13 protein-coding genes are annotated in these 16,003 nt (G+C 64.8%); 7 read left to right on the top strand and 6 right to left on the bottom strand.

Annotation, left to right across the window (positions count from 1 at the left end; all coding sequences use genetic code 11):
- The 3 genes from ABQE89_RS25585 to ABQE89_RS25595 form a co-directional block, all read right to left on the bottom strand.
- A partial coding sequence (locus ABQE89_RS25585; protein WP_448421903.1) for a hypothetical protein occupies positions 1 to 182 on the bottom strand: 182 nt, incomplete at its 3' end.
- Between the two features lie 48 nt (positions 183 to 230).
- The gene (locus ABQE89_RS25590; protein WP_448421905.1) at positions 231 to 1,559 is read right to left on the bottom strand and encodes a DUF6414 family protein; all 1,329 of its coding nucleotides are present in this window, start codon (positions 1,557 to 1,559) and stop codon (positions 231 to 233) included.
- Positions 1,556 to 2,851, bottom strand: a complete 1,296-nt coding sequence (locus ABQE89_RS25595) for an ATP-binding protein (RefSeq protein WP_448421907.1) — start codon at positions 2,849 to 2,851, stop codon at positions 1,556 to 1,558. Before ABQE89_RS25595 ends, ABQE89_RS25590 begins: the two co-directional genes overlap by 4 nt.
- A gap of 322 nt (positions 2,852 to 3,173) precedes the next feature.
- Between ABQE89_RS25595 and ABQE89_RS25600 the strand changes: the two genes are divergently transcribed.
- Positions 3,174 to 3,560: a nitroreductase family deazaflavin-dependent oxidoreductase gene (locus tag ABQE89_RS25600; RefSeq protein WP_448421909.1), complete on the top strand. Its 387-nt coding sequence runs from the start codon at positions 3,174 to 3,176 to the stop codon at positions 3,558 to 3,560.
- 87 nt (positions 3,561 to 3,647) lie between these two features.
- Here the strand turns inward: ABQE89_RS25600 and ABQE89_RS25605 are convergent, their stop codons facing one another.
- Together ABQE89_RS25605 and ABQE89_RS25610 are read right to left on the bottom strand one after the other, a co-directional pair.
- On the bottom strand, positions 3,648 to 5,060 hold the full coding sequence (locus ABQE89_RS25605) for a hypothetical protein (protein ID WP_448421911.1): 1,413 nt from the start codon (positions 5,058 to 5,060) through the stop codon (positions 3,648 to 3,650).
- A 414-nt stretch (positions 5,061 to 5,474) separates the two neighbouring features.
- On the bottom strand, positions 5,475 to 5,777 hold the full coding sequence (locus tag ABQE89_RS25610; RefSeq protein WP_448421913.1) for a hypothetical protein: 303 nt from the start codon (positions 5,775 to 5,777) through the stop codon (positions 5,475 to 5,477).
- 13 nt (positions 5,778 to 5,790) lie between these two features.
- Here ABQE89_RS25610 and ABQE89_RS25615 point away from each other — a divergent pair, with 13 nt between their 5' ends.
- The 6 genes from ABQE89_RS25615 (at position 5,791) to ABQE89_RS25640 (ending at position 14,344) form a co-directional block, all read left to right on the top strand.
- On the top strand, positions 5,791 to 6,180 hold the full coding sequence (locus tag ABQE89_RS25615) for a hypothetical protein (RefSeq protein WP_448421915.1): 390 nt from the start codon (positions 5,791 to 5,793) through the stop codon (positions 6,178 to 6,180).
- Positions 6,181 to 6,277: 97 nt separating this feature from the next.
- A complete protein-coding gene (locus tag ABQE89_RS25620; protein WP_448421917.1) occupies positions 6,278 to 7,345 on the top strand; it encodes a hypothetical protein in 1,068 nt (355 codons plus the stop codon).
- A 26-nt stretch (positions 7,346 to 7,371) separates the two neighbouring features.
- A complete protein-coding gene (locus ABQE89_RS25625) occupies positions 7,372 to 9,696 on the top strand; it encodes a lanthionine synthetase LanC family protein (protein ID WP_448421919.1) in 2,325 nt (774 codons plus the stop codon).
- 4 nt (positions 9,697 to 9,700) lie between these two features.
- Positions 9,701 to 10,354: an SDR family oxidoreductase gene (locus ABQE89_RS25630; protein ID WP_448421921.1), complete on the top strand. Its 654-nt coding sequence runs from the start codon at positions 9,701 to 9,703 to the stop codon at positions 10,352 to 10,354.
- 178 nt (positions 10,355 to 10,532) lie between these two features.
- Positions 10,533 to 13,412, top strand: a complete 2,880-nt coding sequence (locus tag ABQE89_RS25635; protein WP_448421923.1) for a beta-propeller fold lactonase family protein — start codon at positions 10,533 to 10,535, stop codon at positions 13,410 to 13,412.
- Between the two features lie 44 nt (positions 13,413 to 13,456).
- Positions 13,457 to 14,344, top strand: coding sequence for a peptidoglycan recognition protein family protein (locus ABQE89_RS25640; RefSeq protein ID WP_448421925.1), 888 nt, complete (start codon positions 13,457 to 13,459; stop codon positions 14,342 to 14,344).
- Here ABQE89_RS25640 and ABQE89_RS25645 read toward each other — a convergent pair.
- Positions 14,315 to 16,000: a CocE/NonD family hydrolase gene (locus tag ABQE89_RS25645; protein ID WP_448421927.1), complete on the bottom strand. Its 1,686-nt coding sequence runs from the start codon at positions 15,998 to 16,000 to the stop codon at positions 14,315 to 14,317. The two genes, ABQE89_RS25640 and ABQE89_RS25645, sit on opposite strands and share 30 nt — an antisense overlap.
- Positions 16,001 to 16,003 lie beyond the last annotated feature (3 nt).

Here is a 16,003-nt window from a genome sequence, read left to right on the forward strand (position 1 = left end):
AGCTGGACAATGCCGAGGATGATCACCGCATCCCGGAAACTATGGCTTAGGAAAATGTCGAAACGCACGCCGGGACGTGGTCTAGATAACTCACGCAGCGCTTGGTCGGCGCTAAGAGCGCCAGAGGCGGCAACTCGCCCGAAGCCGCTCCCACGTACCTCTTGTGCAGTGTAGAACGCCATTTGTATCCCGTCGTTTTCGCTCTCGACTCTGGTCCACCCGAACGTCCACTACCAGTAGATCGCAATAACTTCAGTGTCTAACAAGGCCTGCTGACTATGAGAGGTAGGTGGATCGCGGTAGGAGATATGCGAAGACTGCTCGGGAAGTAGGCTCAAACCTGACGCCCTCCGAGCCTCCCGTCTATGCCGGACAGCTTCCTGCGGCGTCAGGTCTACTCCTAAGAGCGACGACATTGCGTCGAAGGCTGACCGTTGAGTTGCGACATCGCCTGCCTCTTGACGTGATAGGTGACCGATGAGGCGCTCCATCTCTGTCACATCCTGATCCGATAGCACCGCACCGGACCCGTTGACCAAGTCAGTGGCATAACACCGCAGGGCGTCGGCGAGCTTCGGATCCTGTCGTTCTTTGACAGGGGTCGCCGTCAGCAAGGTCTCACTCATGGAATTCATAAGCCCCGAGAGATTGCCTAATTCCGGTACAACGTCGGCGAAGACATCGGAAAGCTTGACGGGGGTCCACTCCTGATGAAGGCCATCGCGGTCGATGCGGCATAGCAGGGTGAAACGTGACCGTGAGAATAGCACCCGGCGTATGTCCCTCCAGAACGAGAGATGTTCTGTTACGCCCACAATCGTGAGCGGAACGCCTTCAAGACCAAGCCAATCGAGCGTTGGCTTCTTCGCCACGAATTGCTTGTTCTGGTCCGTGAACACGCATAGATCTACGCTTCTACCTCTAACAGGAATGAGGCCAGTAAGCAGCCGCTCAAACACTCTGACCATTTGTGCCATTTCAGGCGGCAAGCTTGATGTACCGAGAAGTTCCGGGTGTTCAACGCTAAGATCAAAAATTTCAGAAAGCATTGTACTTACGCGAAAAACCGGATCGGCTTCCAACTCGACCGTCACTTCTACCAAGCGGCCTCGCTCCAGGTGATCAACTTCAAAGCATAGATTCGGATCGCTCAAAACCTCGTGGCGTTTTCGTCCGAGGTCTCGCTCCGTCGGCGAGCGCACTTTCAACACCAGATCAGATTCGGCATTGTCTCTGAAATCTCGGAAAAGAGACTGGACGTTCGCTTTTCGTGTTGTCTGTGTCGACTGACTATTCGTCGTTTGGTATTTAGAGTTGATCTGACCCTTTAGTAGGCCCGCGTTTCCTGACACTGCGCTTGAGAGTTGCGCCTCTTCTGCTAGGGACATGGCGCTAACAACTTCAGCTTTCAACTCACCGGTTTGCGCCGAAAGTAAGCTGGTCAGACTCACTTCATCCAAGTATACAAACTCTCGGAGCGACGGCGACTGCCTACGCGAAGCGGAACTTATCTTGAATGGCGACCAGATCCGGTCCCAAAGTTTCTTGAGGGACGTCACCGACCGCCCCGATCCGCGATAACTGCACGATGACTTACCCTTTGGAAGGCCCAAACGAGGTCTTCTTCACATATCGAATATCGCTCGTCCGCCGCAGCCAAGAGCGCTGCTTCCGTCCATAAAGAGGATAGCTTCGCTGCGGACCAGTCGGGAGTCAATGCGGCTATCTCTTCGAGAGGCATCTCGCCTTCTACCGAAAGATTTCGCATCGACGCCGCAAGTATCTCCAGTCTGTCGTCTGCGTTCGGCATTCCGAACTCTATCTCCCAGTCGAATCTCCCCGGCCTACGAAGCGCAACGTCAATATCGTCGATTCTATTGGTCGCTGCGATAACGACCACATTACCTGGCGCTTTGTCAAATCCGTCCATGAGTGTCAAGAGCTGCGCTACGAGGCGTTTGGACGCCTCGTGAGTGTCGCCGCTGCGTTTCTCGGCGAGGCTATCGATTTCATCAAAGAAGATTATTGCTCGAGGACTCAACTCGGCGGCCTCAAAAATTTGCCTCAATGTTTCCTCGCTGTCGCCGACCCACTTGCTGACAATTGAGGGACCGCTAACAAGGAAGAATTCGGCACCGGATTCCGCCGCAATTATGCGTGCTAATAAAGTTTTGCCGGTCCCAGGTGGTCCCGTGAACAAGACGCCTTTGATGGGTCGAGCCCGGATGGCGTCAAGCTGCTCCTTGCGACTTAACTGCGTTTCGATTAGCTCATTAGCACGAGCGACCACGTCATGGTATCCGCCGAAGTCCTCGAATGTTAAATCCGCATCGCGGGTGTCGACCCTGTAAGGCGCTACCGGGTCCTGCTCATTGGGATCGAAATCCCGTATCCCAATAGGGCTCTCCGCAAGGATCTTCTGAATCCCTGCGAGGCCGCGATAAGCCACCGTATTTCCTATTTCGGGATGGCAATCGCTTGACCCTGAGACAGCCTCTAAACCAAGGCTGCGCTCGACTAGAACTTCTCCCGTTGGTAATACTCGTCGGACTACACCGACAGTATCTCTCTCAAACCAAAGCTCTCGTGGAACGGCAAGAATCGCGGTGTCGTTGATCAACACCACGTCTTCAGGCGCCAATTCTTGAGGCTGATGTGTGGTGAAAATAGTGAATGTGCCGTTCGGGAACTCTAGATAGAAGTTTTGTCTGCTCTCGTCAACAGCAGCGACCTTCGCAAGGTAACTGCTGCGAATGGAGGGCGGCTGGACGTCTGTAATGCGATCACTTCCTGGCACATGACGGAATTTCAGCCGGGGCGCAACAGTCAATAAGCCTGTTGAGATGGTCACGCTACTCCAGATGGAGCCCAGGCAAACGCTGACACGCCGGCGCTAGCGATCACATACGGCATGTCTCGTCATCAAGCGCCACCAGGCCGGTGGTGACGGATGTCCCGGTCCGCAGACAGTCCGCAGAACACTCGACGGCAGCCAACAACACCAATATCGATCCGATGGCGCCTTGCCAGGTCAAGCCAGCAGTTTCGTCTCGAGCCATCGACTGCCGCTAACTGCCATTCGCCGGGAAGAACGCTCTTAAAATCCGCACAGTGTGGGTTCGAGTCCCACTGGGGGCACTGGTCAAGATCGTGTCAATACCTAGACTCCGAGAATGCGCGTGCCTCGCCGAATCGCAGAGTTCAACAAGCGAGTTACCAATCCGGCGGCTCGCGCCATCACACCTTGGCTTCCGAACCTCGGGACGCTCGAGCACGTCGGGCGGAAGTCGGGTAAGCGATATCGAACGCCCCTTCTGGTGTTCAGGACCCATGATGGCTACGCCATCCTCATCGGCTACGGCCCACAGACGGACTGGTTGAAGAACGTGCTGGCCGGCGGGCCGGCGGTGCTGCGCAAGCGTGGACGGTCTGTCGCGCTCGTCAACCCACGGGTGGTGAGCAAGGCCGAGGCCGCGGCCCTCGTCATACCGGGTCCTCGGCTGCTCTACCGAGCGTTTCCCTACAACGAGGCAGCCCTGCTCCTGACGGCAGTGGGCTAGGTTCCGTCACCTCCCTCAAAGGGTCTGCGAGACGCGACCCTGGGACGCCAGGAGCAGGCCACTTTGTTGCGACGACTCCGCGATGGACTACTTGTCGTCGCCCTGCGACCCGGAGCCCGTCTGCTCCGAACCGCCGGGGGTCGTGCCCTCGTCGTCGCCGCCGGACACCGGGCCGGGATCGTCCACAGTCGTCGGCGCGGTCGAGGTGACCTCGCCCCCGGTACCGTCGCCGGTCGGCGCCTTGTCAGCCGGCACGTTGCCGGACGGTGAGAAGTTCGGCGACTGCCGCACCACATTGTGTGTGAGTGGCTCGTCCTCGGACGGAGTCGTCGGCCCCTCGTCATCATTCAGTGACAGATTCATCAGGCGCGGTTGACTATTCGGCATCGAATCAACCTGCGGCGCATCGAATTCCTCGGTCGCGACGAACGGGTTGACATCGGAGACCTGGTCGGCGACTGGTTCGACGAAGGAACGGATGGCGGTGTTGATCTGCTGGGTGACGGCCCAGATGCCGTCGCGCAGTTCTTCGACGAGCGCGTTCTCCCCGCCGAGCGGTCCCGGTAGGGCATCGCGCAGACCGTACAGCGATGGATCGGCCACCCACAGCGGTCCGTCGACGATGTTCTCCACTGCCGCGAGCGCCTTTTCGGTGTCACCCTGGGCTACCGCGGTGGCCAACTCCACCACACCGACCGGGGTGAGAACGCTCGCGGCGAGAAGGCGCAGGCCGGTCGCGACAACACCCTGGGCGATGCGCGACGCTCCGTCGAGCGGTCCGTCGACCGGTGTGAAGGGAACCGGCCCCGGACGCGCGAAGGCCGTCAGCACGCCCTCGATGAAACCGTCGAGCAGATTAGTGGGGTCTGCCATCGTGGTGGCGGCGAGCATCGGGGTCTGCGGGCCCGCCAAGGCGCCGTTGATCAGCTGCGTGATCATCCAAAGCTGGTCACGGAAGTTCTCGACCAGCCCATCCGGGCCGCCCAACGGTGCGGGCAGTGCATCCCGCAGGTTGTACAGCGCGGGATCGACGACCCACAGGGGCCCGTCGACGAAGTTCTCCGCCACCGCAAGAGCCGTAGCGGTGTCACCCGACGCGATCGCGGTGCCGAGCGCGAGGAGGCCGAACGGGCTCCGAATCGTCGCGTCACCGAACCGCAAGCCGGTCGCGGCCAGGCCCTGGCCAATGTGTGACAGCCCCTCGAGGAGCCCAGGGACCGGCGTGTAGGGCACCGGCGCCGGCCGGGCGAACGCTTCGAGAGTGCCGTCGATGAACGCCTGCAGCAGTGCGATCGGATCGCCGCCCTGCAGCAAATCCAATGTGTCGGTGATGTCCTGGGCGGTGGTCGACTGCTCCGTCGCGGCCAGCAAGCTGACCTCGCGCACGGGAGCCTCGTCCGTGGAGTTGCTCGCTGGCGGCGCGATCGGACTCGCCGCGATGACTCCAGCTCCGACGAGAGCGACCCCCGCGGTCATGAATGTCTTGGCGCTGGCTTGCATTGTGTCCTCCCCGTGGTCCGAGCGATTAAGGTATCCAGCAATTTACTCCCTCGTCAGACCGAGAGATAGTGCTTTTCTCAACTTTCTCCGAATGAAAAGGTTGCCGACTTCGAAGAAATAGCCATCAGTCAGCTCTGACTCCGTGCGGTAATGCGGATCAGAGACAGTCACACCAGTTCAACGGCATCGCAAGGCGAAGCCTCCGGGAGACGTCAGCGAGCTATTACTCGTTGCTATGGGCGGTCAACACCCAGGAGGGTGTGGCTGCGTGTATCACCGCATGATGCCTCCGGAGCCGATGCGAGGGCGCAAGCCGCAAACTCAACGGCTCGGATGTGCAAGCCGACACCCGGAGCCTCACGCCGTCGCCTGCGCTGGTCTCGAACCGAGAACCAGCGGTGCCGGATCGCGGGTTCAACCGTGCGGCCTATCCAGTTTGCGACACGTCTGCCCGCCGGTGTGCCGAAGCCACCGTTGCGGGCCGAAGGGGACCAGGGGCAAGTCCGGATGACGACCAGCCTCCAGCAAATATTGACCACCGATGCTGGTGATGTCCGGTTTCGAGATCAGGTAGCTGCCGAGCCAGCAAACCGCGCACATCTCCGCCTTCTTTTCGCCGCCGCGCGATCGTTGACAGCAGAACCGTGGGAGGAAAATAATGGTTGCGTCAAATCCGGCGATCGATTCGGACCGAATCGGGGTCGCCGGATTCAGCATCGAGGGGGGATCGATGGCGCAATCGGGGCATGGCGAGGCCGGCGAATACCGAGTCAAGGACCTGTGGATCAAGGTCACACCGGGATCGGCGACAGAAGAGGAAGGCGTCATCGGGTGGTGCGGGTTCTGCACCACGATGGACACCTGCGGCGGGTGCACGTTCTGCACTGCGCCGTCGCTGACCGTCCTCTGTCCGGAGAAAACGCTTCCGCAAAGCGCGGCCGCGCTCGAGGAACTGCGTGTCCAGCTGAAGAGTCAACTTGCCGCACTGGATCGCGGCGAGCAAGAAGCACAGTTGGCCGAAGGTGGGCCGGTGGCAACCGGTGTCGCCGCATTCAGGGCCAAGATCTATTCCGCGCTCAGCGACGTCGAGGAGCGGCGCGCAGGGCTGATGGGCGACTGAGCTGGCCTCGCCCGGGCAGGCCGGCGCGGCAGGTCGCGACCTGCTCGACTACGAATTCCGGACCCATCCGGCCTACCGTTTCGTCGCCTTCGAGGACTTGACTGACCACGAGCGACGCGGTCTCGGCGCGTTGATCGACGACCCCGCTTATGCCGGCGTTCTGTGTCCTCGCGCCGGTGACACGCTGCGGATCAAGGCCATCGACCGGCGCACCGCCGAGCTGTTGGACACCTTCGCGAAACCCTCTCGCATAACGGATGTGGCGCGGTGCCGACTCGGCGAGGATGTCCGCGAGCACCTCGTCGAACTCGTCCTGTCCGACGTGCTGCAGATCGGACATGGCTCTTTCGTCTCCGGGTCCGCCGCGCGCGGAATGCTCGGCCTCGATCACGTCGACGACGAACCACGAGGACCGTTGGGACGGTTGTCGTTTGACGCCGTGCGGCACGCCGCCCGCCTGGACATCGACGAACTGCTGCCGCTGGCCGCTGCGCTCTACTTCTTCGGGCGTGCTCCCGTCACGCCCCGCTGGTATCGGCGATTGTCGAATCGCGATGCCGTACAGAGCTTCCTCGGCTTGAGGGGAACGGCGACGGCGGCATGGAGGTGCTCGGCGAAGTCGTCGACCGGTGACTCGTGGCTGCACTGGGCGGCCCGGACCGAGCAGCAGCCGGTCCGGCCGTTGCCCTACAAGCTCTACGTCAGTCCCACCGTGGCCGCGATGCCCGCGGTGATGGCCGAAGCGCTGGCCGTGTTCGCCGACAACGGGGTGCGTCACTTCAAGGTCGGCGCGAACGCCGCCGGTCTCGCGAGGCCCGACAAGTTCGTCGCCTATTTCCCTGCCTACCCGCCCCTCGAACAGGCCGCCCGGCAACTGGGTGTTCGTGTGCGTGATCACCCGGTACACGGTGTGCCGTTCACCGGGGCCTTGACCGAGGACGGCATGTTGAGCTGGGGCCTTGACCCGCCCGACGTCCCCGACGGAGATTTCGCCGAGCGCGCGAGTTGGCGCAGCTGGATCGCGCTGCGTCTGGCCGCGGGCCTTTTCGACGCGCGCGGATCCACACACCCGTGGCGCCACGCGTTCGAGCGCCTGCGCGCCGCGGGCGTCGACACGGCGACATGGACTCCGACCGATCGCTACCGGGAGCGATTGTGGGGGTAGCAACAGCGCCGATCACAGGTGTTCTCGTGCTGGCGGCCGACGTGGTGCTCATACCGCTGGCCGACATGGACGACGACGAGCGGACACACCTCGGCGGCGCACCGGGGGACGTCGTCCTCACCCGGATGACCGGTCGCGCCCGCTCGAAGCTCGTCGATGCCGGCACGGCACGCATTGTCGAGCGCTTTCGCGCACCGAGCACCATCGTGTCGGTCGTGATCGACGAAAGCCGTTGTTGTGAAGTTGATCCCGAACTGATGCTCGAGCGGATGTACCCGACTCTCGGACAACTCATCGACAGCGGATTCCTGGTTTCGCAAGATGCACCCGAGGCCCGGCGGATCGAACCGGAGCTTTCGACCGGTGCCACCTGGCGTGGATACGACATCGTGCGGGTCATCCAGGCGCTCGACGACGTCGACGTGTACCAGGCGGACGGGCCGCAGACCCGGGTGGCGCTCAAGCGCGCCAGGTCGGGTGCTGCGCAGGCCGCGAGCGCACTGGTGCACGAAGCCGAGGTTCTGCGTCTGCTCGACGGGCACGCATCGCCCAAACTCGTCGAACAGTTCGGGAATCCCGCCGCGTTGGCGATCGAGTGGTGTGACGGTGAGGACGTCGATACCGTGGCGACGCGCCTGCGTCGCCTGGCGCCCGCCGCGGCACGACCGGCCCTGCTCGGCCTGTGCCGCTCAGTGGCGAGTGCCTATGCCGAGATCCACTGTCGCGGCGTGCTTCACGGCGATGTCCATCCACGCAACGTGCTCGTCACCGCGGACGGCACGGTGACCGTCATCGACTTCGGGCTCGCCGTCGCGAGCGACGCGCCTCGGCATTCGCGACGCGCGGGCGCCGGTTACTTCTTCGAACCTGAGTTCGCGCGGGCGCGGATGGCCGGCGAGCATCCTCCGCCGGTCTCCGCGCGCGGCGAGCAACACGTACTCGCTCACCTCCTGTACCGGTTGGTCACCGGCCACGGCTATCGCGACTTCCCGGCCGGCGACGAGGAGGCGATGCTCGCGCTGGCGACGCAAAAGCCTGTGTCGTTCGAGCATTGGGGTTTGTCACCGTGGGATGACATGGAACGTGTCCTCGGTCGTGCGCTCGCATGTCATGCCGAGGACCGCTACGACGACATGACCGCGTTCTGCGCCGCGTTGGCCTCGGTGGAGATCTCGCCCGAGCCACGAAAACTCGGTGCCGGCACCGACATTCAGGCGGTCCTCGCGCGTTTCGACCCGGACGGGCCGCTGTTCACCGAGCCGTTTCCCGCGCCCAGCTGTTCGGTGACGTTCGGCAGTGCGGGGGTGGCGCTGTTTCTGCACCGCAGCGCCGCCGCCCTCGACAGCCCGACGCTGCTGGACTGGGCCACCTTGTGGATCGACAAAGCGATCGCGGACGCACAGCGCTGCGGTGACGACGCGTTTTTCCGCCCGTCTGCGGGGCTGCGGCCCGAGGTGGTGGGTTCGATATCGGTGCAGCACACGTCGACTGGTCTGCATGCGGTGCGCGCGATGATCGCTCGTGCCAGGGGAGACGTGGTGAGCGAGAGGAGGGCTGCCGACGCCTTCGCCCGTACCGCGTGCGCAGATGTAAAGCACATCGACATCGCGTTCGGCCGCGCCGGCCTGTTGCTCACGTGGGCGCTGCTTCAGGAGGGTGGCAATCCGGCACTGGAGGGGATGCACATCGACCTCGGCAGCCGCCTGGCGACGGGGTTGGTGGCCGATCTCATTTCGCGGCCCGCGATGTCCGCGGCAGCCGACTTTCCCTTCGGCGGAATGGCGCACGGCTGGGCGGGGGTCCTGTATGCGCTGCTCGTCTGGTCGCGGGTCAGCGGTGAGGACATCCCAGGCGTTGCGGTCGACCGGCTGGACGAACTCGCCGACCTGGCCGAACCATCCGCAGACCGTGTCCAATGGCCGATTCGAATCGCCGGTGCCCGGCAGCACCCGGACACGATGCGTGGCTGGTGCAACGGCAGCGCGGGGATGGTCCTGCTGTTCGCGTTGGCAGCCGAGATGCTCGACGAGTGGCGTTATCTGGAGTTGGCGCTGCGCGCCGGTGCCGATACGTGTTCGCACGTCGACGACATGGGCTTCATCTGCTGCGGAGACGTCGGGCAGGCGTACGCCGCCCTGGCACTGCACCGCAGCACCCGGGACAGGAGATGGCTGGACTTCGCCGAGCGGGTTGCGACGAGATACCGTCGCCCGCAGTATTTTTCGGACGCGCCATTCGTGAACTCGTTGCTGAAGGGCCCGCTGGGCGGTCAGCTGCTGGCCACCGAATGGGAGGCCGCGCCCGAAGACGCGCGATTGCCGATGTTCGAACTCGCCGGGTGGATACATTGAACACATGGCGCGCATTCTGATCATCGGTGGCCACGGCAAGGTCGCCCTGCACTTGTCTGAGATCCTGACCAGCCGCGGCGACGAGGTGACGTCGGTCGTCCGCAATCCGGATCACACCGGTGACGTCCAGGCAACCGGCGCGCATCCGGTGGTGGCCGATATCGAACAGCTCGACACCGACGCCCTTGGCCAGATCGTCGCAGGCCATGACGCGGTGGTGTTCTCCGCGGGCGCCGGCGGCGGCAACCCGCAGCGCACCTATGCCGTGGACCGGGACGCGGCCAAGCGCGTCATCGACGCCGCCGAGCAAGCGAACGTTGCCCGATTCGTCATGGTGTCCTACTTCGGCGCGCGCACTGATCACGGCGTGCCCGAGGACAGTTCCTTCTTCCCGTACGCCGAAGCGAAGGCCGCCGCCGATGCGCACCTGCGGGCAAGCGGACTCGATTGGACGATCCTCGGACCGGGCCGCCTGACGTCAGAGCCCGCGACCGGACGCATCGCCGTCGGACCCGACGCCGCGGACGGCGCGGTTACCCGCGAAGACGTTGCTCTGGTCGCCGCCGCATGCTTGGCCGACGACTCCACGATCGGCCGCACGATCGAGTTCAACAACGGCGAAGTGCCGATCGCCGAAGCGTTGACGCATTCGTCATAGCAAACTCCAACCGACCCGCGAAGCCGACCGCGCGCGATCCGCGACATAAGTGAACTTTTTCTCAAGGCGTTTCGTCGCGGACCCACCGGGTAGCAAATCAGTAACGAGGGGGTCGTTTAAGGAACTGCGCTCGAGGACCACGGGCGCGTTCGGGGTTGGCTTCAGCAGGGAGTTTGAAATGCGTTATGCCTCATATATCGGACGTGTCGGCGGCCTGGCGGTCGCACTCGGCGTGGGCCTGTCCATCGCATCCGTGCCGGTGACGGCGTGGGCCCAGACGTCGGACTCTAGCGCCAGTTCCGATCAGTCTTCGGAATCGTCTGACTCGACCGCCGCATCGGAGACAACGGGCACCTCGGGTGCTCAATCGGCGACCACCAGCGACGACACCGATGCCGAGCCGGACGCGACCGACACCTCCGAAGACGAGGCACCCGCCGACGACATCGCCACAGACGACCTCACCACGGACGAAACCGACACCGACCAACCGGAGCCCACCGCCACTGTCGATCCGGACGAGCAAAGTCCCAGCATCGCAACAGGGTCGAGCCGAGCAGGCGCAAGCGCCGACACGACGACCGACAGCGACATCCCGTTCGGGTCGTCTAATTCGTCCGATACGTCGGCCTCGTCGTCGCTGAACGTCGACACGTCGACGGCGCCGAGATCGCCGGCAGCGCCCATCGAGCCCATCGAGCCCATCGAGACCATCGACTCCGTTGACACACTGGACATTTCCGATGCCATCGTCGCCGCGGACCCGGCACCGGTGGACGACACCGCGCCAATCGTCTCGGTCGAGCCCGTCACCGAAGACACCGCGCAGCTCGACGAGCAACCTGTCGATGCGCCGACCGATCCGATGACCACGGTGGTGTCGGGCATCATGCCGCTGGTCGGGCTCAATCCGACCGCCCCCACCGACCCGACCGCTCCCACGCCGCCGGCGGATTCGCCGATGGAGTGGGCGGCGATGGCCTTCGCCCGGCGACAACTCGACCCGACGGCCTCCACGGCCACCCTGGATTCCGTCGACACCAGCCAGACCATGCTCGCCGCGGCCGCGGTGACCAACGCCGCCCCGCAGACGCCGGGCGTCACACAAAGCGCCCCCGACCCGGAGACCGGCGTCATCACCGGCTCGCTGAATGTGACCGACCCCGACGGCGACGTCGTCACCTATGCGGTGGCCGAGGCGCCGGCCGGCGGGGCGCTGACCGTCAACCCGGACGGGACCTTCACCTACACGCCGACACAGCTTTCGCGGCTGGCCGCCGGATCCACCCTGGACGCCGACTTCGACAGGTTCACCGTCGTCGCCAGCGACGGGCAGACAGCGGTCAGCGTGCCAGTGGACGTCGAAATCTATTCCGGCCAACTCGCCACTGGCACAAGACCTCTGCCCGTCGGTGCGGGTCCGACCGCGATGGCCACCTACGGCAACCGGATGTACGTCGCCAACACGGCGGGCAACACCGTTGCGGTGATGGACACCGACACCGGCAGCCTGCTGGCCACGGTTCCGGTCGGGGCACGACCGTCGGCGCTGGCGGTCAGCCCCGACGGCAACACGCTCTACGTCGCCAACAGCGGCAGCCATTCGGTGGCGGCGCTCAACACCACCACCGGCGCGGTCACGGCCAACATCCCGGTCGCGGCGCCGCAGAGCCTGGCACTCAGTCCGGACGGTAGCCGCCTGTATGTCACAAGCGTTCTCACCAACCGGGTTTCGGTGCTGAACACCGCGACCGGGGCGACCGTGGCCGCCATCCCGGTCGGAATCACCCCCGTGGGCGTGGCGGTCAACGGCGACGGCACCAGGGTGTACGTGGCGAACCGGGGCAGCGGCACGGTCTCGGCCATCGACGCCACCACCAACCGGGTGATCGGCACCGCCACCGTGGGGTCGACGCCGCAGCAGGTCGCGCTCAGCGACGACGGAACCCGCCTGTATGTCGCCAACACCGGCAGCGACGATGTGTCCGTGGTCGACACCGAGACCCTGACATCGATTGCCACCGTCCCGGTTGGTATCTCGCCCAACGGGATAACGCTGAGCCGCGACGGCAGCCTTGCCTACGTCGCCAACAGCGACAACACCGTGTCGGTGATCGACACCGCCACCAACACCAAGGTGACCGGGACGCTGCGGGCCGAAACCGGACCGCTCGGCGAGATCGAGGTCAGCGCGGACGGAAACGAGTTGTATGTCAGCAACTCCGCGGGCATCTCGCTTCGCACGGTGTCGCTGATCCATGTCGATCCGCCCGCCCCCATCGCCGACCCGGGCACGGGCCCGATGTTCGAGGACTTCTCCGGACCCGCGGGATCGATCCCGCCGTCGGATCTCTTCAGCTACCAGCTCGGCATTCCCGGTCTGGGTGGCGGCGGCCAGGTGCAGGTGAACACCAACTTCCCGGAGAACGCGTCGCTGGACGGCGAGGGCAACCTGGTGATCACCGCCCGTGACGAGCCCATCACCGTGCCCGGATTCGGCACGTTCGACTACACCGGCGCGTACCTGACGACGCAGGACAAGTTCGAGTTCACCTACGGCACGCTGACGGCGCGGATCAAATTCCCCGACGATCAGGGATTGCACCCGGCGTTCTGGATGGTCGGCTCCGACGTCGACGAGGTCGGCTGGCCCAACAGCGGCGAGATCGACATCTTCGAGATGTTCAACGACTTCTCGCGGTCCGGTTCGGGCATCCACGGACCCGGCTACTACGAGGTCACCGCGCAGGCACCGATCGACGTCGCCGACGAGTTCCACGAGTTCTGGGTCAGGTGGGAGCCCGACCGGATCACCACCGGTATCGACGACCAGATCACCGGCGTGTTCACACCGGACTCGCTGCCGCCCGGCACGCCGTGGACGTTCAACGACCGCTCGATGTACGTGATCATGAACTTCGCGCTGGGTGGCTCGGGCGGACCGCCGGACGCCACCACCGAGTTCCCGGCATCCGTGGTCGTCGACTGGCTCCGGTACACGCCACTCGAGGAGAGCGCGGACACGCCTGTCGACCCGGCCGCGTCGGTGCTCGTGTAGAAAGGGTTGACCGTCAACTGATTACGAATGGGGGATGCTCATCGATGCCGCTGGCCGGCCCGTGGACCGGGGATCCGGTCTGGATCGTCGACGTGCTGCAGGAAGAGGGCATCGAGCCCGTCGAGTTTCCCGGGTGGCGCAACCGCGGACACGGTGACTTCAAGGACATCCGTGGCGTCATGGTGCATCACACCGGGGCCGACCACGCCACCGCGGCGTCGATCGCCCATGGGCGTCCCGACCTCCCGGGTCCGCTGTCCCAGCTGCACATCGCCCGCGACGGCACCGTCACCGTTGTCGCGGTCGGCGTCGCATGGCATGCGGGGGTGGGCATGTACCCGTGGTTGCCAACGAACATGGGCAACTGGCACATGATCGGCATCGAGTGCGCCAACAGCGGGACCAGCCCGACCGCGGTGCACCGAACCAACTGGCCTGACGCACAGTACTTCGCGTTGGTCAGTTGCTGCGCGGCCATCAACCGACGGCTCGCGCAGACCTCTGCCCGCACGATCGGACACAAGGAATACGCGGGCCGCGCACAAGGTAAGTGGGATCCGGGCGCCATCGACATGGACATCCTGCGCGACGACATCGACGTCAAGATCCGGCGCGTCGCCAACCCGGCACCCACCCCGCGGCCGCCCGTGCCGATCGGGGAGTACGCGGACGTGCTGCTGTTCCGCGGTATGGAGGGGGACGAGGTCGCCGAACTGCAACGCCGGCTCAACGAGAATCACGCAGATCTGGTGGTGGACGGCATCTTCGGGCCGAAAACCGAGGCCGCCGTCCGGACGTTTCAACGTCGGACCGGCGGGTTGAAGGTGGACGGCGTCGTCGGTCCGGCGACGGCAGCGGAGTTGCGGCTCGGTTCGACGTCCTGGCTGACCCCGGCGAGGCGGTCAGCCCGGCGGTCGGTCGCCGGCGGGTAGCACCAGCCGCGACCCGGCGCCGAAGTGCACGGAGTGTGTGGCGGGCGCCAACCGATGCGCCGTGGCCAGTGGCTCCCCGGTCCCGGGGTTGCGCGCGAAGCGGGGGTGAGACCCTCCTGCGACGACGACCCGGATGCGCGACCCGGCGGGGAACCGGTGGGCCACCGGATCCAACTCAACGACGAGTGGTGTTGGCGTCATCGAACTTTCGTGTGTCAGACGCTGAAATCCCTCGCTGACATTGGTGGATCCGCCGTCGGCCGTCACCTGACTCAACCGAACGAACACGTCGACGTGGGGATTGTCCGCCGAGTGCAGCAACTCGACGACCGGCGTGCCCAGGACGCAGAGATCGTCGGTGAGCGGGTCGCCGGTGAACGTCACCACATCAGAGCGGTCAGCGAGCGCGGAGTCGTCGCAGTAGCCGCCGCCCTGCAGTAACGGTCCACCGATCGTCGGCGTGGGCTGCGCAGGGTCGAACACGAACGACGACGGCGCAGCGCCTTGTGTCGGCGTCTGGTTCGCAAGACCCCCGCCGGGCTGGAGATGAAGCACCCACTCTGGCAGCTTCGGCGGCCACTGCGCAAGGTTGACCCAGCCGTGTCCGACGACGAAAACCCGTACCGCACTGCGGTTCTGGGGAGCCGGCGGATCGGTGAGATGGGCTGAAAGCCAGTCGACGGATTCAGCGACGAAGGTGCTGGCGCCTTTGCGGAGCATCCGGTCGTGCACCCACGGGCCGATCGTCAACGCCACTTCGACACCGCGCTCGCGCAGCCGCCGGTACTGCTCGAGGGTCTGCGACAGAAACAGATCCTGCCATCCCGTCACCAACAACACCGGAGCCTGGCACCGGTCGAGCGCATCGCTGAACCGCTGCGGATCCCAGAATTCGTGGTCGCGATCCGGATGCGCCAGCCACGACTCGTACAGCGGGGCATATGGGCCCAGCGCCGCGCGCCCGGCGGGGTTGAGCGGCAGCATTGAGACCGCCTCTTCTGAGGCCTGCCGGCCCCTTCCCACCAGGTCCTGCAGACGTCTGGCCAACAGGCTGCGCTGGCCCAGCCGCGCGACACCGTTGCCGAAGCGCAGATTGTCGTCGAGCGTGAAGGACCCGGTGGCCCACGCCGCGCTCATGTCGTGGGGCGCGGCCAGGATGACCGCCGCCGCCAACTCCGGTGGCGGGTCCTGCAGCAGCGCCCACTGCGCCAGCCCCAGATAGGACGGGCCGATCGTGGCGAGACGTCCGGTGAACCACTGCTGGTCGCGCATCCAGGCGACGGTGTCCAGACCGTCGGCGGCCTCGTTGACGGCTGGGATGAAGGTGCCGCCGGACCCGTATGTGCCGCGCACACTCTGTAATACGACGTGAAATCCGCGCGCGGCCAGCGGTCCCGCGTAGAACTGGGGAAAGGGGTATCCGCGCCCGTACGGGCTGCGGATCAGCACGGTCGGCGCGGCCGACGGGGTCGTCGGCACATACCGGTCGGCGATCAACTCGACCCCGTCGCGCATCGGGATGCGCACGCCACGAAGCACCCGGTAGCCGTTGGACGCGGGCGGCAGCCGCAGGATCCGGCGCAGCACGCCGTCCGAGGCTTTCCGAACGACCCGGCCGACCGCAGAGTCCGGTATCGCGTCGGCGCCTGCTGTCACAGC

The organism is Mycolicibacterium sp. XJ1819 (assembly GCF_053483675.1).

Bases quoted from the DNA above. Each gene is read 5' to 3' on its own strand.
- ABQE89_RS25600 (WP_448421909.1), top strand. From the start codon at position 3,174: ATGCGCGTGCCTCGCCGAATCGCAGAGTTCAACAAGCGAGTTACCAAT.
- ABQE89_RS25605 (WP_448421911.1), bottom strand. From the start codon at position 5,060: ATGCAAGCCAGCGCCAAGACATTCATGACCGCGGGGGTCGCTCTCGTC.
- ABQE89_RS25610 (WP_448421913.1), bottom strand. From the start codon at position 5,777: ATGCTGAATCCGGCGACCCCGATTCGGTCCGAATCGATCGCCGGATTT.
- ABQE89_RS25615 (WP_448421915.1), top strand. From the start codon at position 5,791: ATGGCGCAATCGGGGCATGGCGAGGCCGGCGAATACCGAGTCAAGGAC.
- ABQE89_RS25630 (WP_448421921.1), top strand. From the start codon at position 9,701: ATGGCGCGCATTCTGATCATCGGTGGCCACGGCAAGGTCGCCCTGCAC.
- ABQE89_RS25635 (WP_448421923.1), top strand. From the start codon at position 10,533: ATGCGTTATGCCTCATATATCGGACGTGTCGGCGGCCTGGCGGTCGCA.
- ABQE89_RS25640 (WP_448421925.1), top strand. From the start codon at position 13,457: ATGCCGCTGGCCGGCCCGTGGACCGGGGATCCGGTCTGGATCGTCGAC.